Annotated in this window: 21 protein-coding genes and 2 pseudogenes; 4 read left to right on the top strand and 19 right to left on the bottom strand. The window is 45.4% G+C overall.

From position 1 onward, the window contains the following. Positions 1–71: 71 nt before the first annotated feature. From AC5590_RS23880 to AC5590_RS23825, 12 genes and pseudogenes are all read right to left on the bottom strand, one after another. Positions 72–668 (bottom strand): cytochrome c oxidase subunit 3, encoded by a 597-nt coding sequence (locus AC5590_RS23880; protein WP_169265872.1) that lies wholly within the window; start codon positions 666–668, stop codon positions 72–74. A 32-nt stretch (positions 669–700) separates the two neighbouring features. After that, a complete protein-coding gene (locus tag AC5590_RS23875; RefSeq protein ID WP_169265871.1) occupies positions 701–2344 on the bottom strand; it encodes a cytochrome c oxidase subunit I in 1644 nt (547 codons plus the stop codon). An 89-nt stretch (positions 2345–2433) separates the two neighbouring features. Then, positions 2434–3321, bottom strand: coding sequence for a cytochrome c oxidase subunit II (locus AC5590_RS23870; protein ID WP_169265870.1), 888 nt, complete (start codon positions 3319–3321; stop codon positions 2434–2436). Positions 3322–3328: 7 nt separating this feature from the next. Further along, the gene (locus tag AC5590_RS23865; protein ID WP_169265869.1) at positions 3329–3949 is read right to left on the bottom strand and encodes a DUF2231 domain-containing protein; all 621 of its coding nucleotides are present in this window, start codon (positions 3947–3949) and stop codon (positions 3329–3331) included. Next, the gene (locus AC5590_RS23860) at positions 3946–4440 is read right to left on the bottom strand and encodes a DUF2231 domain-containing protein (RefSeq protein ID WP_169265868.1); all 495 of its coding nucleotides are present in this window, start codon (positions 4438–4440) and stop codon (positions 3946–3948) included. The genes AC5590_RS23865 and AC5590_RS23860 overlap by 4 nt, the downstream gene beginning before the upstream one ends. A 380-nt stretch (positions 4441–4820) precedes the next feature. Further along, positions 4821–5357: an HdeD family acid-resistance protein gene (locus AC5590_RS23855; protein WP_169265867.1), complete on the bottom strand. Its 537-nt coding sequence runs from the start codon at positions 5355–5357 to the stop codon at positions 4821–4823. 40 nt (positions 5358–5397) lie between these two features. Beyond that, the gene (locus tag AC5590_RS23850; protein WP_169265866.1) at positions 5398–6255 is read right to left on the bottom strand and encodes a PrsW family intramembrane metalloprotease; all 858 of its coding nucleotides are present in this window, start codon (positions 6253–6255) and stop codon (positions 5398–5400) included. A 123-nt stretch (positions 6256–6378) separates the two neighbouring features. Then, entirely contained in the window at positions 6379–7836 is a 1458-nt protein-coding gene (locus AC5590_RS23845) for an NAD(P)/FAD-dependent oxidoreductase (protein ID WP_169265865.1), read from the bottom strand. Positions 7837–8156: 320 nt separating this feature from the next. After that, the gene (locus AC5590_RS23840) at positions 8157–9140 is read right to left on the bottom strand and encodes a heme o synthase (protein WP_169265864.1); all 984 of its coding nucleotides are present in this window, start codon (positions 9138–9140) and stop codon (positions 8157–8159) included. Between the two features lie 93 nt (positions 9141–9233). Continuing rightward, the gene (locus AC5590_RS23835; RefSeq protein ID WP_169265863.1) at positions 9234–9773 is read right to left on the bottom strand and encodes a general stress protein; all 540 of its coding nucleotides are present in this window, start codon (positions 9771–9773) and stop codon (positions 9234–9236) included. A gap of 110 nt (positions 9774–9883) precedes the next feature. Further along, on the bottom strand, positions 9884–10252 hold the full coding sequence (locus AC5590_RS23830) for a LuxR C-terminal-related transcriptional regulator (RefSeq protein WP_248277260.1): 369 nt from the start codon (positions 10250–10252) through the stop codon (positions 9884–9886). Positions 10253–10610: 358 nt separating this feature from the next. After that, positions 10611–10685 (bottom strand): annotated as a pseudogene (locus tag AC5590_RS23825) (DNA-binding response regulator); the annotation flags it as partial. A 403-nt stretch (positions 10686–11088) separates the two neighbouring features. Here AC5590_RS23825 and AC5590_RS23820 point away from each other — a divergent pair. Further along, positions 11089–11484 carry an RNA-guided endonuclease InsQ/TnpB family protein gene (locus tag AC5590_RS23820; RefSeq protein WP_498823984.1) on the top strand — a complete coding sequence of 132 codons (396 nt, stop codon included), beginning with the start codon at positions 11089–11091 and terminating at the stop codon, positions 11482–11484. Positions 11485–11590: 106 nt separating this feature from the next. Here the strand turns inward: AC5590_RS23820 and AC5590_RS23815 are convergent, their stop codons facing one another. Further along, positions 11591–13420, bottom strand: coding sequence for a mechanosensitive ion channel family protein (locus tag AC5590_RS23815; protein WP_169265862.1), 1830 nt, complete (start codon positions 13418–13420; stop codon positions 11591–11593). Between the two features lie 156 nt (positions 13421–13576). Between AC5590_RS23815 and AC5590_RS23810 the strand changes: the two are divergent. Next, a pseudogene (locus tag AC5590_RS23810) lies at positions 13577–13738 on the top strand (IS4 family transposase); the annotation flags it as partial. Positions 13739–13904: 166 nt separating this feature from the next. Here AC5590_RS23810 and AC5590_RS23805 read toward each other — a convergent pair. The 3 genes from AC5590_RS23805 to AC5590_RS23795 all read right to left on the bottom strand — a co-directional run bounded on the left by AC5590_RS23805 (position 13905) and on the right by AC5590_RS23795 (position 18034). Next, a complete protein-coding gene (locus AC5590_RS23805) occupies positions 13905–15536 on the bottom strand; it encodes an alpha-keto acid decarboxylase family protein (protein ID WP_498823981.1) in 1632 nt (543 codons plus the stop codon). Positions 15537–15852: 316 nt separating this feature from the next. After that, positions 15853–17193, bottom strand: coding sequence for an Nramp family divalent metal transporter (locus AC5590_RS23800; protein WP_248277258.1), 1341 nt, complete (start codon positions 17191–17193; stop codon positions 15853–15855). A 154-nt stretch (positions 17194–17347) separates the two neighbouring features. Continuing rightward, entirely contained in the window at positions 17348–18034 is a 687-nt protein-coding gene (locus AC5590_RS23795; protein WP_169265860.1) for a YoaK family protein, read from the bottom strand. Between the two features lie 467 nt (positions 18035–18501). Between AC5590_RS23795 and AC5590_RS23790 the strand changes: the two genes are divergently transcribed. After that, positions 18502–18648 carry a hypothetical protein gene (locus AC5590_RS23790; protein ID WP_211178501.1) on the top strand — a complete coding sequence of 49 codons (147 nt, stop codon included), beginning with the start codon at positions 18502–18504 and terminating at the stop codon, positions 18646–18648. Positions 18649–18904: 256 nt separating this feature from the next. Here AC5590_RS23790 and AC5590_RS23785 read toward each other — a convergent pair whose 3' ends face one another. From AC5590_RS23785 to AC5590_RS23775, 3 genes are all read right to left on the bottom strand, one after another. Continuing rightward, on the bottom strand, positions 18905–19471 hold the full coding sequence (locus tag AC5590_RS23785; RefSeq protein ID WP_169265858.1) for a cupin domain-containing protein: 567 nt from the start codon (positions 19469–19471) through the stop codon (positions 18905–18907). A gap of 146 nt (positions 19472–19617) precedes the next feature. After that, positions 19618–19998, bottom strand: coding sequence for a hypothetical protein (locus tag AC5590_RS23780; RefSeq protein ID WP_169265857.1), 381 nt, complete (start codon positions 19996–19998; stop codon positions 19618–19620). Between the two features lie 24 nt (positions 19999–20022). Beyond that, on the bottom strand, positions 20023–20184 hold the full coding sequence (locus tag AC5590_RS23775) for a DUF1634 domain-containing protein (protein ID WP_305764691.1): 162 nt from the start codon (positions 20182–20184) through the stop codon (positions 20023–20025). 296 nt (positions 20185–20480) lie between these two features. On the opposite strand from AC5590_RS23775, the gene AC5590_RS23770 reads away from it, so the two are divergent. After that, on the top strand, positions 20481–20790 hold a 310-nt coding region (locus tag AC5590_RS23770), incomplete at its 3' end, for a hypothetical protein (protein ID WP_211178500.1).

Raw genomic sequence — 20790 nt, 5'->3', positions numbered from 1 at the left:
GAAGGTTGTACGAATATCGGTGGTGGGCACGGAACCAGAATTAGAGTGATATAAGACACTGCTGAAGATAGCTACCAGATGTAAAGCAACATAAACAAAATAATCCAAATAACATCAACGAAGTGCCAGAATAGGGAGACTGCACTCACGCCCTGATGACCCGCATTGTAATTACCGGGAACCAGGGAGCGTCCATACATATACAGCAGCAACACCACGCCAGTAAAAACGTGCATTCCATGAAAGCCAGTCAGCAGATAGAAGGTTGCACCTGCCAGCCCTGCATCCAGTCCAAAGGGCATATCACGCCATTCAATCACCTGCCCAATCAGAAAAATCACACCCAATGCAGCAGTCAGTAACCACAGACGACGAAATTTAACCAGCTTGTGGCGAGCGATCGCTCGCTCTGCAAAATAGAGCACGATACTACTGGACACCAAAATAACGGTGTTAATTGCCGCTCTGGGAATATCTAACCCAGAAACTCCAGGTGGAAACCAAGTTGAATTTTTCCAACGAAGCAGCGCATAGGTGACAAAAAAGCTGACAAATATGATGCTCTCCGATAGGAGGAATATGGGAAACCCAAAGGCAAGATTATCCCGCTTAGGCGTTGAATTAAGGTTTTTTGAAAGCGAATTTCCTGAATCGAGCGGGCTTTCCATCACTGCCTCCTGAAAGGAAACGATAACGACACTTAGATAGACGACGGATCGGTAGTTAATCGGTGAGATTCTCCGTAACTATAAGGTTCTAAAGTCACGGTTGGAATTTCTTCAAAGTTTTCGAGTGGCGGCGGTGAGGAGGTTGTCCACTCTAGTCCAGTGGCATTCCAAGGATTATTAGGTGCTTTGCGTCCCCGTAACCAGGAGCTCACCATATTGGCAATAAAAGGTAAGGTGGACATGCCCAATAGAAAGGCTCCTAAACTAGCAACTATATTCCATCCGGTGTACTGCGGGTCGTAGGAGGCGATGCGGCGCACCATTCCCTGTAAGCCGAGCGGGTGCATCGGAAAGAAGTTGAGGTTCGCGCCGATAAAAGTGAGCCAGAAGTGCAGTTTGCCCCACCCCTCGGAGTACATACGTCCAGTTATTTTGGGAAACCAGTAGTAGATTCCCGCATATATTGCCATACTAACGGTATTAAATACTACATAATGAAAGTGCCCAACGACAAAATGAGTATTGTTAACATGAATATCAAAGGGTACAGCAGCCAGCATCACTCCGGTAATGCCCGCAAACAGAAACATGGCGACACCGCCCAAAGCAAACAGCATCGGGGTTTTGAAATGCAGTTTGCCCCGCCAAACGGTCGCAGTCCAGGCAAACACTTTGATTCCTGTCGGCACTGCCACCAACATTGATGTTGCCATGAACAACATTCGCATCCAGTTGGGGGTGGCGCTAGCAAACATGTGATGCGCCCAAACAAAGGTGCTGATCACAGCAATGAGCAGGGAGGAAAGGGCAACGGTTTTATAGCCAAACAAGGGTTTGCGAGCAAAGGCAGGAATAACTTCTGAGAATACTCCAAAGGCAGGTAACGCCATGACATACACAGCCGGATGAGAGTAAAACCAGAACAAGTGCTGGTAGATCATCGGATCACCCTGCTTAAAGGGACTGAAAAAGTCAGTACCCAAGGAAAGATCGAACAGCAACAGAATAGCTGCACCCGTGAGGGCAGGTAGGCAAAACAATTGCAGCAGTTGAGCACTGAGAGTCGTCCAGGCATAAACTGGCATCCGAAAAAAGGTCATTCCTGGTGCCCGCATTCGCACAATGGTCGTGACTAAGTTCACACCGCCCATAATGGATGAGACTCCAGAGATTGTCACTGCCAGTAACCAGATAAATTCTCCGTTGATCAAGTGTCCTGACGGGTTCTGAATGCTCACCGGAGGATAAGACCACCAGCCTGCCTGAGCCGTGCCACTGGGTAAGAAAAAGCTGAACAACAGCAAGATCCCCACAACTGGAATCAGCCAAAAGGCGATCGCATTCAGCACCGGAAACGCCGTCTCTCGCGCCCCAATCATCAGTGGCACCAGATAGTTCGCTAATCCCACATTTGCTGGAAAGATCCACAGAAAGATCATGATCGTGCCGTGCATTGTGAACAGACCATTGTAAAGGGAGCGATTAACGACATCTAATTGTGGGGTGAGCAGTTCGGCACGAATAATCATGGCGAATAAGCCGCCAAACAGGAAGAAGATAAATGCTGTAACTAAATACTGAACACCAATTACCTTATGGTCGGTGCTGAAGCTGAAGTAGCGCTTCCAATCAGTTTGTTCAGGCTCACTAGCACTTTTAATGGAGATATTTGTCATTTAAGTAGTCGTGCAAAATTAAATTTATTGGTGGAGAGAGGGAACTCTTAACAGAGAAACAAGATGTGTAATTAATTTTGTAATGGTACTTATTTATTCACAACGGGAGGTTGAGCAGGTGGAACGGTGTGCCAATTGCTTCTTAACGGTGTTTTGGGAGGTTGACTATGCTCAGATTTTGCGGGATTGATGGCTGGAACAGAGGGACGGGTAGCGGCTTGAGCTAACCACTGGTTGTAACGTTCAGGAGAATCGACAAACACATTGGCTTCCATCAGCGCGAAATAAGTACCGCTAAACTGAGAGTCGTGCAGTTGATATTGACCAATTCGATTCGGAGTAAATTTGAACGCGATCGTCTGATTCGGTACAATGTCCTGCTTAATGCGAAAGTTGGGCACATAGAAGCCATGCACCACATCTTCAGACTTCAACATTAGGTGAACGGGGCGGTTGACAGGAATATGTAATTCTGTGCTGGTGACATTTTGGCTAGGATAGTGGAATGACCAGGACCACTGTTTGGCGATCACCTCAATTTGTTCAGTAGGCTGCATATTGCTACTACCTGTTTCAGCATAGGCGGGGGATTCCAAGAGATGTAGATGAACCAGTGGCAAGGAACCGAGAATATTCATGCGCTGGTAAATGTTATAGCTATAGCCCGCAATCCAGATCACCAACAGAATTGGAATCACCGTCCAGGTAATCTCTAGCTTCAAATTGCCGCGAATGGCAGGTGCATCGCTCGTGTCGCTGGCTCGATAAAATAGAATTGAATAAACTAGCACTCCCATCACACTTAGAAAGACGATCGTTCCGAGTGTCACTAAGAAGCTAAACAAGTGACCTACGGGTTCAGCCTCTGCTGCTGCCGCGATCGGGAGCCAATGATACGCTTGCTGTCCCATTGCATGACTGGTAAGAATGATCACGCCAACAAAAATAGCTAATAGCGTAATGTTAAAGGTTCGCATAATAAAACTAGGGTTGCTGGAGGACTTGATTAGGGTTTTCGCCTTGCCGAATCAGATAAGCAGCCGTATTATGCACGCCAAACTCGGCTCCCAATTGCGCTCCCAATGTGCCATGAACGAACATATATCCCAACATCAAAACGCCTGCTAACAGATAGCTCCACTGAACCTGCTGAACATTGTTTTTGCGCCAGCGAAAGCGCTGATATCCTCGCCAAATGGTCATTGCCACAATCATGGTTAGCAATAACACTCCGCCTACGCCATGCAACAGCATGGTTGTACCCGCACCCAATCCCCAGGCACTTTTCATCTCTGCGGGAGGATCGGCTAGCAGGATCTCGAAAAAGCCTGCTGTCACGGTGAAAAAGGTGATAACGGATGCCGCTACAGCATTGTACCATGCCACGTCAAAAAAGTTAGACCGACTGACAGGCATTGAGAAGAACTTCAGAATTGATCGTTCTAGCGGAAATAACGTGCCTGCGATATCAAACGCGATCGCGATAATGAACAAACCTAAAGTCAGATGTACAAAATTCGGATGCAGCGGAAATCGATAGGGTAATCCATTTGCCCCCAATTCAATTCCCAATTGCTTTAATTGATCAATTAATTGTGGGTTCATTTTACGAGTCCTTGTTTCATTGCTTCCACCACAGGCACCGTATGGAGTCCGTACACCCAATCCACTAAATTACCCAAATAAATTTGCAAACAGACGAGACACATCAAAACTGTAGCTGCACCCAGGTACGTGACAGGCACTTTTAGCGGATTACGAACCCGGATAATGCCGCGCCAGGCCGTGATAGCAACCAAAATGCCTGAAATTGACCAACCGTTTATGGTGTGCCAATTTAATGCGGGCTGGGCAGCCGGATAAGGTTGTGCCAATGCAGCTTCAATTTGACCAAAAATCACGGCAACAAAGATGGCAACCGATGCAAGAACCAGGTTCCACCAGCTCACTTCAAACATCCGGTGGTTGCGGCTAAGATATCCGACGATGTCACAAAAATAGGCAAAAAATACCATCGCAATCACAAAGTGGACGACGACCGGATGCATGGTGTCTGGGTAGGGGAGATTTTGATCATTCAACGGTGGCAGAGGCATTACGTTCTCCTATCTATAGAACTATGAGAGCAATTGAGTCAAAGTAGGGTTATACCTTAGGGACTTGCCGGAAAATAAAGTACCAGTCATTCTAGAGGATAAGTAATTATGGAAAATAAATTATTTACCTAGGAGGGGGAACTCTTAACAGCAATGCAATTCAAAAGTTTCAGCAGTTTTGAGAAATTTATAAATATTTATGCGTAGGTACTTAGGAGACGAAAAAACTCAAACTAGGAGCTAATCTCTATAATTGGAATCTCAAGAATGATACTAATCGAAACCGTTAAATCTACTTTCAAAGATGCCAGATATGAAACTCACTGGTTACCGCAAACGAGACTTCATGCCCAAGGTGATTGCTAAGGCAGAGTACGGGGCTATTCAGAATGCAGCGTTAGCATCCAAACGCCATCGAAAAACAGATTGATTCCCACCCAAGTCCCAATCAGCCAGAATGCACTAAACGGAAAGCTAGACCAGATGAAAATCCCTAAAATAATTCCTGCGATGCCGCTGACGAGCATCCATCCCCAATTTGGTGAAATCCGGCGCAGTTGAAACGCAAGTGAGACTTGAATGATGCCTTGCACAAAAATTGTAACACCCAAGACTAACGTGAAGGCAAGCGCCCCCTGGAGCGGATCGGTTAAGACAAAAATCCCGGCTAGAAGATACAAAAGTCCTAAAATGAGCTTCCATGCAACTTGACCTGCCCCTTTAGATTGAAAGGCATAAACGATTTGAGCAATTCCAGCAAAAATAAAAACCCAGCCAAACACTAAGGTCGAAGTAATCGTGGCAAAAAAGGGAAATATGATCGCAATTATCCCCAAAATAATCATGAAGATTGCAATCGTCGTTAACCATCTAGAATTAATCGTTTGTTCTCTCGTCTCAGATTCAGTAGCTCTCATGTTGATCTCCCTGATTGAATTAATGTAATAAAATATATGATCAAAGTGCAGGTCTTGCTGCACGGATAGCTTCTTTCCATAAACGCATCAGCATCAATACCCCTACTAATATGACAATCCAGTAGCCGATCGGTAATAAATTGATAATTGGAATGTCTAACACAAGCCCTATTGGCATTCCATCCCATAGCCCATGTAAAAGAGAGACTATGAGATAAGTTAAGAACACTGGAAAGGTAATTCTGAATCGTTCCGGTCTGCTTTCACGAAATAGCACTGCTGAGAGGGTTGCTGTCCAGACCCCATGTCCAAATGGAGACAGCAAGCTACGCAGTCCTGTGACTCCAACCGTTACTAATAGTGGAAACGTTTCTGGTGCATTGGGTCTTAACCCTTGCGCAAATGCCATTAGAAATACAGTAAATGCATATCCAGTGCTCTCTAGAGCAGCAAATCCCATTCCAACTGCTGCTCCCAGAAGTAATCCGTCGAGTTCCGAATTGTGTCGCATTCGGCGCGCCACAAACATGACTGCTATTAGCTTGACCAGTTCTTCAATCAGCCCGACTTGAAGTGCGGTAAAAAAGTCGAACTTGGGACCGCTGATCAACAATTTCTCCAGAAATCCAGCTTCAAAGACAGCGATGACACCACCGAGAAAGAAGCTCAAGCCTAAACTTGGTAAGGTGATGTTGCTGAGTTGCTGACGCTCGTACAGGAAGGTGACAAAAGTGACAGGCACCAAAAAATTGCCTAACAGAATCAGGGTTGGAAACAGGTTGGGGTTGGCTGTCAGAACAACGAGAATAAAACTAATGAGGTAAAGTAAGAAACCACCCAAAAATACACGCAACCAGATGCGCTTTGGACGTGCGGGTACAGAAGTCTCTTGTCGCATGGTTTGACATTCTATTGATGAGAATTAAGTTTGCCGCAGACCATCAGAAAATAATATCTAGGGGAGATTGGGTTATTCAGTGGCGGTAGTAGTATCACGGTCTCCTGACTATAGAATATAGAACTATGGGGTCGATTGTCTAGGTAAATTCGGTTGTGGTTGTCTGAGTCGTTCCGAAGGTGGCGTTCGTAAGCCGAAGTAAGCAACAATCAGAAAAGCGATCGGCGCAAGGATGGCTAAGGCTTTGACCAGCGATCGCTCTCGTTGCTCAGCAGGAGACAGAGGAGGCTGTTTGGCGACGGCTTCAGAAACCAGCTTGGGTCGGTGGTAACGATGGAAGATTTCTTCCTTAAGCCATTCGGTTGTTACCTTAAAATCATGTAGTGGCGTGGGCAGCATTTCCAAATAGGTTGCATTGCGAATCAGGTCGCCGGGTTTGCCAGTCACCTGCACTTTGTCGAATAAATTCGCTACTCCATTGTTCAAGCCCAACTTCATCAGGGTGCCGCGAAGATTCACATGAGCTGGGCTAGGGGATGCCCCTCTAACAAGTGCAATCAAATTATGAGCAATGTTTGCACCTTGTTGATAAGCCACCTGGGCGAGAGCCGGTAGTGGCTGCGACTGCACATCTGCACAATCGCCGGCTGCAAACACCTCTGGAAAATCCAGCAGTTGTAGAGTGGGGCTGACGAGCGGTAGACCATGCTTATCTAAATGGTCGGCACGAATCTGGGACTTGAGACTTTGGATGAGTGGGTTCACAGCAGTACCTGCTGTCCAAATCGTGGTTTGCGTCAGCAGTTTTTTTCTCTCTGCGCTGTCAACAGGTTGATACTCCAAGTAGTTTGCATCAACGGACTTCACACCTACACCTAATATCAATTCAACCGGTACGGTTCGAGTTCTGAAAGCGTGGAGAGCATTCTCCTTCAAACCCACATTGACATCTCCTGCGAGAATCGTTTTGCCGTGATTGATCAAAATAATGCGAATCTCATGAATATTGCCGCCCAGTTGGGCATACCAGTAGGGCAGCAAATCTGCTAACGTTGCTGCCATTTCTACCCCGGTTGGACCTGCCCCAACTACAACAAATGTCAGGAGCGCTCGTCGTTGCGCTTCATCATTCGTCTGACTGGCGCGCTGCAAACAATCCCGTAATTGATGTTCCAGAGCGATCGCATTCTCTCGCGTCCGGAATGCGAATGCGTTCTCTTGCGCTCCTTCCGTTCCCAGATAACCCTGAATACTGCCGACTGTTAATACAAGGTAGCTGTAGGTGTGGTCTGGACCAGAAGCTAAATGGACGCGTTTTTCTTGCAGGTTGATCGCTGCTACTTTGTCCTGCACAAAGGTGATATCACTACCTTGCAGCAATTCTTCATAAGTCGGACAAACTGTGTCTTCTGGCAATTCACCCGTCAGTAGCTCATACAACATGGGCTTGAAGACAAACCGTTCCTGCGGATCGATCAGGGTGATTGAACGAAGATCATGCTGATGACGCAGATGTAAAGCCGTGAAAAGACCCGTAAAACCAGCTCCAACAATAATTGTATGGCGAGTCGAAGAATTCATTTTAGAAAAGGGAAAGTAAACAATAGTGGGCAATCTAACGAATGAGTTAGCAATGTAGCCGTTTTCGTTCAATCAAAAAATGTGTGTATTTCTGGTTCTGACGAATTTCGCGGAGTGTAGATAAAAACAGGCTTTTAATAAGAACTTCCTTTACCATACAACAACGGCATATTTCTGACCATGTAAGTTTGTATAGTTAAACAGAAATTTATGCTGTTTTGATGATGTTGAAAAAACCTGATCAAATCCAAATTCAGATTTTTATTGATCGCGGGCAAAACCTCATCCCCTTGTAAATGGGGCAGTTGGCTATCCGTAGCTTAATTCAACAGATTAATGATTCCAGAAATCCTGTTGAGTGCGCTGTAAGTGATGGGAAGACAATCAATTACGATTCCAATAGATAGCAGCATCATATAAACAATGGAGTATTTAAACAGCGACCGCGCCAACTCCAAATTTGAGGGAGACTGCATTAACAACCAGGCTTTATGAACAAAAATGCCACCAAGAACGAGCGCAATAAGTGGATACAGCAAATTCATTACATCAAGCGGATAACCAAGCAGTAAGGTTACTGGAATGAGGATTAAAGTGTAGGCAAAAATTTGTCGAGCCGTGGTCTCATTCCCGGCAACCACAGGCAACATAGGAACATTAACTTTGGCATAGTCATCTTGAATCATCATTGCTAATGCCCAGAAATGAGGAGGTGTCCATAGAAACACGATCACAAACAAGCACCATGCTGCCCAACTCAAATCGCCTGTTACTGCTGCCCACCCGACTAGAGGCGGAATTGCCCCTGCGACTCCTCCAATGACGATGTTTTGGGAGTGATGCCGTTTCAACCAATGGGTGTAGACCAGTACATAAACGAGAATCCCTACCATTGCTAAACTAGCACTCAACAAGTTAGCAAAAACAGCCAGCAGCGTAAACGAAATCAGTGTGAGCGCGATTGCAAACAGTAATGCATCATGAGGTTGTATCCGACCCGACGGAAGCGGACGATGACGGGTTCGTTCCATCGCAAAATCAATATCGCGATCATAAAGACAGTTTATTGTATTTGCTGCTCCTGCGGCACAAGTACCGCTCACTAACGCGATCAACAGAAACCAGGGATCAACGTGCCCTTTTGCTGCCATTTCCATACTGGCAGCCATCGTGATCAGTAACAGTAAGATGATGCGAGGCTTTGTGAGCTGAATATAACTTTGAATAACTTGCCAAGTAGTTTGATGGTAAGGAGTCGTGGAATTAAAAGTAAGGGTTGAAGTAAATAACCTGTCGAGCTTCATGAAAGTTCCTCTAAAGAGACGTTTGCAGTCGATTCCTTTGTTTCCAGCAACAACTACTTGGTGCAAGACATGATTGTGTGGCTGCTGCCCTGGCTAAACAACAACTGTTTGATTGACTTCATGACCTGCATTTTGCAGAATCTGTTGCGCTTGATTAATTTCCTCATCTGTACCTGACACAATGACCATAAACTTGCCTGCTTTGATTTGTGTCTCGTACTTTAGGGCTTTCTCCTTTGGAATTCCCAATCCTACAAGAGCACCCACCAGTCCTCCTGCAACGGCAGCTCCCACACCACCCAAAACCATACCTTCGAGCCAACCTGCCAACACTCCAGCAACATGCCCAGCAACAATCACAGGACCCACTCCCGGAATAAAGAGCAAGCCGACACCTGTGAGAATGCCGAAGAGTCCACCAAAAAAGGTGCCCCAGTAGCCTGCTTCTCCAGCTCCAGCTTTAGCCGTATCTTTCCAGGTCAAAAATCCACGGATATGCTCAGTGGTTTGATAGTCTTTACCAATAATCGAAATCTTTTGCATGTCGAAGCCTGCTCTTTGCAGTTCTAACACGGCAGCTTCTGCCTCAACGTGGGATGGAAAAATATTCACAGCTTCATGCTTGACTGACATGGCTCTATCTCCTTAAAAATTACAAATCGTCCTGTTTAGCAGACAAGACTAGATCGAAGCGCCTAAATCGCTGCTTGAGTTTGTTGGCGAAGCCTTGCCGAAGGCATCGCTCACATGAGTTTCTTTAAAATATTACGAACATGAGTTCTCACCGTACCCTTAGCGATTTTGAGCTTCTGGGCGATCGCACTATTATTATGTCCATCAACAATCAATTGCAATATCTCTAACTCTCGATCAGTCAAAGGCTCAATTATAATGATTTGTATATATTTTCCTTTGACTGTCCGAATCGCGATCGTCTTAGCATGATTGACACCGTCAGCTTGAAAAAGATAAGCTTGTTGAAGCAACTCAGCAACCTCTTGTGCAACAGCAGTGAGTGCATAATTAATAGAGGAATTGTCAAAAAAATCAGTTTGAGTTGGAACCCTTAGGTACTCAAAATCATCTTTGACCAGTAATGAAATGGATGTCATAAAACTATCCTCAGTAAGGCAAACTTAAATTTTGCAACTCAATTGCTATCACTGTTTGTATAAACTCAATATATGCAATTGTTTTTAATTTGTCGTCCACTTTGAGTTGAAACTTTTGTTCAATAAAGTGATTGATCAATCAGTCCATCTCAAAATCGAAGTTTGGCTCCAACTAAAGTTGGAATCCAAATTCAAACTTTAGTACATAGGACTTATGCAAAAACTCTTTTAAACCCTCTTAACTATGCGCTAAGGCGCACGCTACGCGTTCGGCAAAGCCGTGCCGCAGGCATACGTGATCTTTGCGTCCTTTGCGGTTTATTTTTTCATAATTTTGCGTAAGTCCTGGTACAATTGCTTACAAACTGACAATTTCTCGTTTCACTGCAACAATCACCGCTTGAGTGCGGTCGTTGACTTCTAATTTCAGTAGACCGAAAAGTTTTACCAGCACAAAAAAATAGTAGCCTGTTATACCGTTTTTGGAGAAAAGTGCAAAAGCTGATTGCTATTGAGTATCTTTCTTCTCTAAGCCATTTAAAATACACAACGCATCATAAGCATCAAGCAATACTGCAAAGCTTATTAAATTTTACTGTTGAACAAGGGTATATAAAATCTAACCCAATTCGCGGACTGAAACAACGCTCACCAGCGCGAGAAAAATGCTCGCGCTGGTGAGCTATTCTACAACTAGGTGGCGCATGTGAATTCAACGGAAAACTGTATCACAGGTTACTATTTATTGACGCTTGCCAAAGTTTTCGCTCTACCAAAAACGCGCACAGTGCCCCTAGCTTCTAGCTATGGGGGTGTAGTGCGCCGGGGAACGCCAGGTGCTTTATCCCGGGGAACCCGTCCACACAAAGTTGTCTCACCAAATCTGTGATGGCGCAGGAATGGTGTTTGTCGAGGATTTGAATCTAGTCGGGTTATCTAGAGGAATGCTGGGAAAACATTGCCTGGATGCCGGGTTTGGTCAATTCTTCAACATTCTCGAACAGATTTGTTTTAAGCGTGATGTCTATTTTCAAAAAGTAGATAGCCGTAAGACAAGTCAGGTTTGCCCTAATTGTGGAACCGAGACAGGAAAAAAAGAACTGTCAGAACGTACTCATGTTTGCTCGAATTGCGGCTATACGACTGATAGAGATGTCGCAGCCGCTCAAGTCGTCGCGATACGTGGACTTGCAGCCGTGGGGCACACGGTCAAGATGCGCGGCTTCGGGTAAATTCATTGGAATCTCCGTGAAGCAAGAATCCCCTGCCTTCTAGGCGTGGGGAGTGTCAATCAATATAAACGCTATAACCACTATTCTGTAAAGCTTAGAGTTTTTCCTAGTGCCATTCGTACCATACGGCTTGTTGGGGTGTGCCAATCTGAATGCCATGCTCTTCAAAAGCAACGCGGACGCGCAGGCGAAATTCGCGACCAACAACCCACTGTTGCAGTGGTTGGGTTTTAATCCACACTCGAATCATCATCCCAGTGTGAGCGAGGTTATCGACTCCTAAAACCTCTGGCAGTCCCACTAGGCGATCGCGCCACTGGGGTTCGCCGTACATCTGTTGGGCAATCTCTTGAAGTAGTGCCAATGCCATCTTGATGTCTGTTTCGTAAGCCACCTCAATCGTAAAATCTACCCGCGACCAAATTCGGGTCAAATTTTCTACCTGAGCGATCGCGCTATTGGGAATAGTAATCAAACGCCCTTCATCATTTCGCAGTTGAGTTACCCGCAAATTCATATTTTCGACAAAACCCCCTGTTTTGCCACCAGATGTATTGACAATTGCCACCACATCCCCAATCCCATATTGGTCTTCCCATAAAATCAGACAGCCATTGACCAAATCCTTGACTAAGTTCTGGAAGCCCAAAGAAAGTGCAAAAGCGACAATCGCACCGCCAGCTAGTACCGAACCAATTGAGACTCCCAGACTTTGCAACACCCAACCAATGGCGATCGCCCAAACAACAAAAGTTTTCAGTCCTTTGATCGCGCTAATAGTTGTGGAGATGCGTAAAGATTTGCGCTGCGCGTCGGCAATCGTAAAAAATTGAAAATTGAACAAATGATAGTCTTGCCAATTTTTGGCAAAGCGATCGAGTAATTCATTACTCATCCGATTTGCCAATCCTACAAGCAACCAGAGCAACAATAACTGCAAGGGTGCAGATAATAGTTGCAAGGCTAGCTGTTTTGTCAGGGGAAATAAACTTAAAATTGCGGTAATTCCACCGCTCCACACGATAAATTGACCCCAGATCAGCAGCCATCTCAAGAAAGCAACCAAATTGCGCTGTCGCTCCAAAGTAAATTGTCTTTGCAGCAAGTGGCGGAACTCCAACAAATATGGAGCATGAGGGACATTGCCTGTAGCCGTATCTGCTGCGGCTTTTGACTGGGCCACGACCGCAGCTTGTCTTGTTGCCAGAACGCGCTCGCGCACCATCAGCAGTTTATACAACATCCAAAGTAGCAAACTAGCTCCAATCGTGGCTGTAGCTCTGATAAATGCATTCTGAACTTGTTGCTTTATCGCTCTAGGTAAACGCTCGTTCAGTTGCTCTAATAACTGTTGGTAAATTCCCGACTGCAACTGTTGCGCTAGTTGCTCTACACTCAGCCCATAGTAATCGGCATCTAACTGGGTGACAGTTAATAGTTGCAGGGGTACAGAATGATAAGCATCTTTAGCTAGAAGGATAGTATCGCCATCAAGCTGAGATACAAACACTTGCAATGTTTTGGGATCGAAGTTCGTGTAGAAACCTTTTTGGCGATCGCCTTGCAGTGTTGAACCAATCGGGATTGCAAAATTCTGAATTGGAGCGAAGGCAATAACGCGGTTGAGGTTAGCCTCAATCTCTTCGACTCTGGCTTCAACCGGAATCTGCTTGCCAGGATTGCTTCGGTTCCAGACAGTCGGGGCAACGACTTGAAATAAATTTTCCCCATCTAACTTCACTGTCGCTATTTCAATTGCGCCTAGCCGTTGGACTCCTAAAGGCGGTTGGTTAGCACTTTGCACTACAGGATTTGCCGGAGAAACCTGCGCCCAAACTTGGGATGTCCAGCCCAGCGCCAGAGTCAAGCTGAATAGAAAGGCGATCGCCAACCTCACACTTGGGCGATCAAAATGCCGCCAGCCAGAGAACATCATAAGTGACCGCTCTTGACAACACAACCAGATAGTTTGTTCGCGGTTGAGCGAGCGCAAATTATCCTGTTGTTAAAAAACGTGAATGAGAATCGCTAAAAGTGGCATCGTCGATCGCAGAAGTGTAAAAGTAAACATTTTTGTCCTGCCCCTTTTTTCCTTATTGACCTTAAAACCTATTATCGTGGCTTTCGATATGTCCGTGAAATATTAAAAATGCTTACAGAAAAGCCTGAGCCTATTTTATTAGCCCAAATTTTTGCCAAGCTTAGTTATTCAGGACCTATTCATCCCGGTTCTACAGGTTTTGAACCCTCGTAAATTGGCAAAGGTATTGTCATTGTGATTTTTATATTACAGCTATTTTCAGCTATTTGAACCACAGATTTTTGTAGAAGTACGGCATGCTGTGCCTCTACCCGTGGTTTATTTCCTTGAAAAGCGCTGTAAGCGAGCGCTCACTTACCAACTACTTTCGACCACACCCCTAATGAATCTTTTTAGCAAGTTCGTTAGTCATTCGCTGCAATGCTGGTGACATATCATCTGAACCAATATGCACATCCAAGATACAAAAGCTTTCAGGGTGGGATCGGCTTTCTAAGAGTGCAGCTTCTAACTCACCTTCTGTGTGAACGTCAAATCTACGACCTGCACCTACTACCTCTGAAATTCGACTATATTGCCACAGCCGAATATTATTGAATTTGCCATCGAGCAACGGACGCTCTGTTGCGTATCCACCGTTGTTGAGAACAATCACAATTGCATTAAGCCCATATCGAGCGATTGTAGATAACTCCACCCCAGTCATTTGGAATGCACCATCACCTACTAACACGAGTGGGCGGATGTGAGGATTGGCAAATTGAACACCTATAGCTCCGGGAACAGCAAAACCTAAAGAGGCATAGTAGGCAGGGGATAGAAATCGAGTTTTACCATGAACAAATAAATCTAATCCTCCAAACAGCGAATCTCCGATGTCTGCGATGACTATCATATCCTTGTTAATAAAGATATTCAATTGCTCAAACAACCGTTTGATCGTGATTAGCTGATCGGGAATGGGAGAAAAAGAAGTCGCCGGTTTAGAACTATTGGAGAAACTGAGTTCTCGGAAGCGAATGTCAGTTTGAAGTAATCCTTGAACAAAATCTTGTAAACGAATCCCTTGATATTCGTGGCATTGAATAGACGTTTTTTCACTCATGACATAGATGGCACAGTTTGGATCTAAGTGAGCCGTAAACATCCCAAGATTCAAATCCATGAGAAAAACACCCAGCATAATCACGCAATCGCTAGACTCGACATACTGACGAGCAAACTCACTTCCCAAAGCACCAGCGTAGAGTCCAAGGTAGTTGGTGTGTAGTTCATTAATCACCGATTTGCCTAAAATGGTATCTGCTACTGGGATATTCGTTGTTTCAGTCAACTGTAACAGTGCTTGCTGCAATCCAAATCGATGAATTTCCACATCGGCTAGAATCACAGGTTGATGGGCTGCATTAATTAGCTTGACAGTTTCCTCAAGAGCTGCTGCTAAGGAAGTTGGATCGCTGACATCTGTTTGAGGAATCCACTGATAATCACGATTACCAGGTTGATTGAGCATATCGCGAGGAATTTCGATGTAAACTGGGCGCTTGTAACGTAATGCAGTAGCAAGCACGCGATCAATTTCCTCAAATGCCTTGTTGGGATCATCGAGTACCGTAGATGCAATGGTAAGTTCTTGAAAGATTTTGTACTGAGTATTAAAATCTTTCACTTTATGATGTAGCAATGGATGTTGAATACGTTCATTTATCCCTGGTGCGCCGCTAATTATGACCACGGGAGACTTTTCAGCATAGGCTTGAGCGGTGGTATTTATTACCTTAAAACCACCAACACAATAGGTAATACACACTGCACCTAATCCGCGTAGACGGGCATAAGCATCTGCTGCAAACCCCGCACCTTGTTCATCGCAGGTATTGATGAATTGAATGGGACTATTTTCTAACAACTTGTCAAAGCCTAGAACATAATCACCGGGTACACCAAAGATATGGTGAACGCCGTGTTCGTAAAGCCTTTTGATTAAATAAGTTCCAATGGAATCTGCCATTAGCATATTGCTATTCCTCTTGATTTGTGAGTGTTAGAATATTGCTCTCCCTGTAGTTTGGCGTTAAAGCGATCGCTTCTATTTCGATAAATTAAGCTTAAGAGCGATTTTTGCGTAAGTCCTACCTTACCCCTCTTCTGTCACTTACATGAGTGAGCTACTAGTAAATAAGTTAAATCATCCAGAAGCATAACAGGGTTTAAATTTGTTCATTGCACTAATTAATTGATTGAATCCCAGCAATAACAGCGCTGCCGCGACTTGGCTCCCCGCCATCTCTGGTTCTGCTGTAGTCACCACTCCTTATAAACTGCAATTAGAGCCTGATCCAGTCCATCCCAACTTGAATCAGTAACCAACTATTAAGTCCAACCAGTAAGACGGCAACTGCCCACGCCATGATTTTGAGCCATCGAGGATTGACAAACTCACCCATCAAGCGGCGATCGCTCGTAAATATCACTAACGGAATCACGGCAAATGGAAGCTGTAAACTCAAGATGACTTGGCTGAATACTAATAAGTTACTTGTGCTGTGCTCTCCGAACATCGCGACCGCAATCAAGGCAGGAATAACTGCAATCAGTCGAGTGGCTAAGCGACGCAACCACGCGGGTAACTTTATCCGCAAAAAACCTTCCATCACAATCTGCCCTGCCAAGGTTGCAGTCAGCGTCGAACTTTGCCCAGAAGCTAGGAGCGCAATTCCAAAAATTGCACTTGCACCGCTCACACCCAGCAATGGAGAGAGCAACTGATAAGCATCTTGAATTTCTGCAACGCCTTGATTTCCAGAAAAATGAAAGGTTGCAGCAGCGACAATGAGAATCGCTGAATTAATCAACAGTGCAAACGATAATGCAACTGTAGAATCAATTGTACCGAACTTGATTGCTTCGCGTCGTTTGTTAGTGGTCGGTTGCCAGTTTCGAGTTTGCACGATCGAGGAGTGCAAATATAAGTTATGCGGCATGACCGTTGCCCCTAGAATCCCGATCGCCAGGTAAAGCATCTCAGGATTGTGCACAATTTCCGAGTTAGGGAGATAGCCCTGCAAAACGCTGCCAATTGCTGGGCGAGAAAATAAAAGTTCTGTAGCGAAACAAACTCCAATGGTTGCCACAAGTACGATGACGAGTGCCTCAGTATAGCGAAAGCCCTTACTTTGCAAAAAGATTAACCCCAGCACATCCAAAGTGGTGATGCAAACTCCTGCCATGAGCGGCAAGCCAAATAAGAGTTGGAGGGCGATCGCACTGCCGAGTAGTTCTGCCAGATCACAGGCTGCGATCGCTATTTCGCACAGAATCCACAAGATAAAACTCACGCTTGGAGAAAAGTAATCTCGACACGCTTGCGCGAGATCTTTTCCCGTTGCGACTCCCAGTCGTACACAGAGCGATTGCAGCAGAATTGCCATCAAGTTCGAGAGCAAGATTACGCTTAACAAGGTATAGCCAAATTTCGAGCCGCCTGCAATGTCAGTTGCCCAATTGCCAGGGTCCATATATCCGACCGAAACTAGGTAGCCCGGTCCCGCAAAGGCAAACATTTTGCGCCAAAAGCTTTGAACATTCGGAATCGAGATACTACGATGAACTTCAGACAAACTCGGTACAGAATGGGGCATAGATTCGGCTTTACGTTGAAGTAACATAAGCTAACGACCTTTTTATTTCTTTCCATCATGGATATGAGGTTTGTGAGCCTCTCATTTGATTGCCGCAATCAACTTAAATTCAGAGCCACGACCAGATTTTTGTCCATCACAAGCAACAAAGTAGAAAATTAGAAACCTCGTATCGCTTTTACTACGCTAAAGTCGTCGAGCGGCGAAAATCCAGAATCAGTAGGACTAGCAGCATGATGAGCGGTGGAAGTAAGGTGACTCCAATTTTGAGCGCGATCCAACTGCTAACGGTCGCTCCAGCTATAAAGCTGAGCCATAGGCTGATGAATAAGCTGATATGCTTCCTTGCTTGGGGTTCTGAACGGTCTAGCCAAGCTGCTAAGTGAGAACCTAAAGCAGCAAGCATCCCAGTGATATAGGTCAAACCGACGCTATCTTGACCAATGTGACGAACAATTGCATTTTGGAGACCCATCGCAAAGACGCTAGTTAACGTGAGGATTAGCCATGAGTCTCCGCGTGGGTGAGAGATCGGCATGACACTGTTGCTGATCACCGCAAATGTCGTTAGTAACGCCACCTGAAGCAGTAACACAAGTCGTAAACCATGACGACGATGCATTATCCGGGAACCAACGCCCACGCCCAAAACAAACACAATGACGGGCAACACCGCCTTAGCGAATACCTCGCTTTGACCCCGACCTAAATGCAGACCAGCCGTTGTGGAATTCCCACTCATGAAGGAGACAAAAACGCCTGACAGGGTGATGTATCCCACGACATCAACATAACCCGCGATAAAGATCAAAGCCATTGCCAGACGACGCTGTGATAAGAGTAGAACTGAACTGGAGTGATTGATCATAACAACAGTGACTATTTTCGGACATCATCAAATGCCGATTACCGAGCAAAGCTCGGAGGGGGTAGGGTGTAGGGAAAGATGAATCTTGTATTCCTACCCCATAGCCCAATACAGTTCAGTTAAGGATAATAGTAGGTTGGGTAAAGCGGAGCGAAACCCAACCTACTAATTTTAAGGTTTTTGGCTCTAACTGAACCGTATTGCCCCATAGCCTTAAGAGCATTAGGGTTTAAAGCCCTACCGTTTTAGGACGCTTTTGATTGGGCGAGATCCCAAACCCCGTCCAATCGTTCTTCTCCACACCCCACACCCCGTTCATATCCACACCTTCACAAGTTAGTGCGATAAGCCGGAGGCTTGACGCTACGCGTATCGCTATTGCTCGTCCGATTCCGCGAGCGGCACCCGTAACAATCGCGACCTTACCCAGTACTGATCGTCGGCTGCTTATGATGCGACCTGCTCTAATGACGGCACGACCGCGCGCTTTTGAGCACAGATGGCATCGACCAAAGCACGATCATGAGATGCGCGGTAACAAGTTCGTGTGGCGTGAGTGCCAGCCATTGCGTCAGCGAAACATCGTTGAAGCGATCGCTCGGGAAAATATCTAGAAACCAGCATGGTTGTTGTTCCGGTGTGTTCAACATAATGCGCCATTGACATCGGCACATAGCCAACATCACCCGCTTGGAAGTCGAACGTCCGTGAGGTACTTTCAAAAGCGAATATGGTCATTCGTGCCTCACTTTTAAGATAGTATTGCCACTCATCATCCTGGTAGATTTCGGGTTATTAGCTTATCAGTGGTGATTCGAGTGGCTCCAGAGCGCGTGGAGGTTATCATACCTGTGCGCCCTACCAATCGCATTAAGCAGGGGATGACCGCTTCTTGACAATCGTCACAGGCTTCTCAATCTTGGGTAGGTTGCTGAAGACATCAGCAGAAACACCAAATACCGCAGCCATGACATCGTTTGGTATCACGCTTAGTGAATTGACAATACCAAGGTCGTTGCGTGGCTCTGGCACACTACTGTTAAACACAATCATGACAATGAGTTCTTCGTCATCGCTGGCATTTTCAAAGTAGTGAAAAAAGCCTTGAGGAGCGAACACGACATCACCCTGACCGGCTTCGAAGGTGTAATGTTCCTGTTGAAGACCTTGCATCGCCCACTTAGCCTTCCCAGATACGACGTAGTTAAACTCCCACGCGCTCGGATGCCAATGGGGCTCTCGAACGCCACCAGGCTCAAGGTGGAAGAAATAGGTAGCACCTTTTTGACCCGCCAGAGCCGGCCAGTTGTCTTCGTTTCCACCCCGTAAGTTTCCTCCGTCAAATGTGGTTGGCGTTAAAGCTGCAAGGTGAAAGAGGTAAGGGCAAGAGGGATCAACACCATTCACAACTTTGGAATTTGTATTTGCAATTGTCATGTCTACATCTCCTTAATAGGTATAACGTTATTGAAAAAAGCACGACCGCTTTCAGATTTACCAGCTATCGGCATTCTGTCTGTCACAAAAGACCAAAACAGAGTATTAAATTGCAACCTAAACGGAAACTAACAAATCAATAGGTTTCATCCCTCTTGCGCACAAGCTTGGCTTAGGAGCGACCGCCCGTTCTTGAACACCTCTAAGGTTCCCTGCTGTCGGTGATCTCCCCGCCCGCCAAGAACTTGGTACACATAGTTGTCATTTTTAAACTTATACACCTCAGCGGCTCCTGTATTCTCCCTGGTTCCATTGCCCAACCTTAAATTTCCTAGAGGCCCTGTAGCGCGGTAAAGCAGCTCACCCGAAGCATATCGTCTCCAAACATTTACAGTGTAATCACTTTGGCACTTCAGACTGAGTAATAAGCTCGCAGTCGAGTCAGCCGAGGCAGGTAAAGGGAGATGAGCTAAAACACAAGTTGTCAAACCCAACAGTACTGTAGATTGTTTCGATAGTAGTTTCATTGCCTCCTCCCGTTTTGAAACTTCTCAAATTACCTTGTCGTCAGAAGACCGTGAACAAGAATCAACAGCACAATCAACGTAACGTTGATCGCGTTGTTGCCAAAATGCAAACACTGAAAACGCAACTCGTGCAACTGGAGTCAGAATCAATAGCAAAATGCCGAGTTGGATGATACCTCGCCCCACAGTGCCAATGGCACTAAGAAAAGCCGAAACACTTGTGGTTTAATCAGTTTGCAATAGCTTACGTAATTCATGCCAGAGCTTTGTCATCAAATGTTCGCTTCGTTCGTTGCAATAGCGGTATTGCATAGCTTCAATATATGCAATTAGCTTTGACTTGTCGTCCACTGAGAGTTGAAACTTTTATATGATAGAAAGATTGATTAACCAGCCCACCTAAAATAGGAGATTGACTCGAACTTAAGTTGGAATTCAGACTCAAACTAAAGCAATGAACCGTTTGCTCGATTACCGCACCGGTGACGTTCTACGAACTGCTCACTGGACAGTTGCCGTTTCCCACAACCGACATCCTAGAGTTCGTCCATTGTCATATTGCCAAATCACCTATTCGTCCGCATGAGGCGAATGCAACGATTCCCAAACTCGTTTCAGACATTGTTCTGAAACTAATAGATTTCTTTTTTTTGATGCGACTTGAGTTGGTGTATGAAAATGGACAGTGCATCTTGCGTGTTAAGGACGATGGACAAGGCTTTGAAATCGGTAACCTGCTCCCTAATAGACATCTCCAGAAATTAATTCTGCGTTGTCGGAAAGCCTTGGTAG

This window comes from Brasilonema octagenarum UFV-OR1 (assembly GCF_963888615.1).
GTDB lineage: Bacteria > Cyanobacteriota > Cyanobacteriia > Cyanobacteriales > Nostocaceae > Brasilonema > Brasilonema sennae.
The sequence above is the reverse complement of the archived record's forward strand: the minus strand, read 5'-3'. Positions and strand labels throughout refer to the sequence as shown.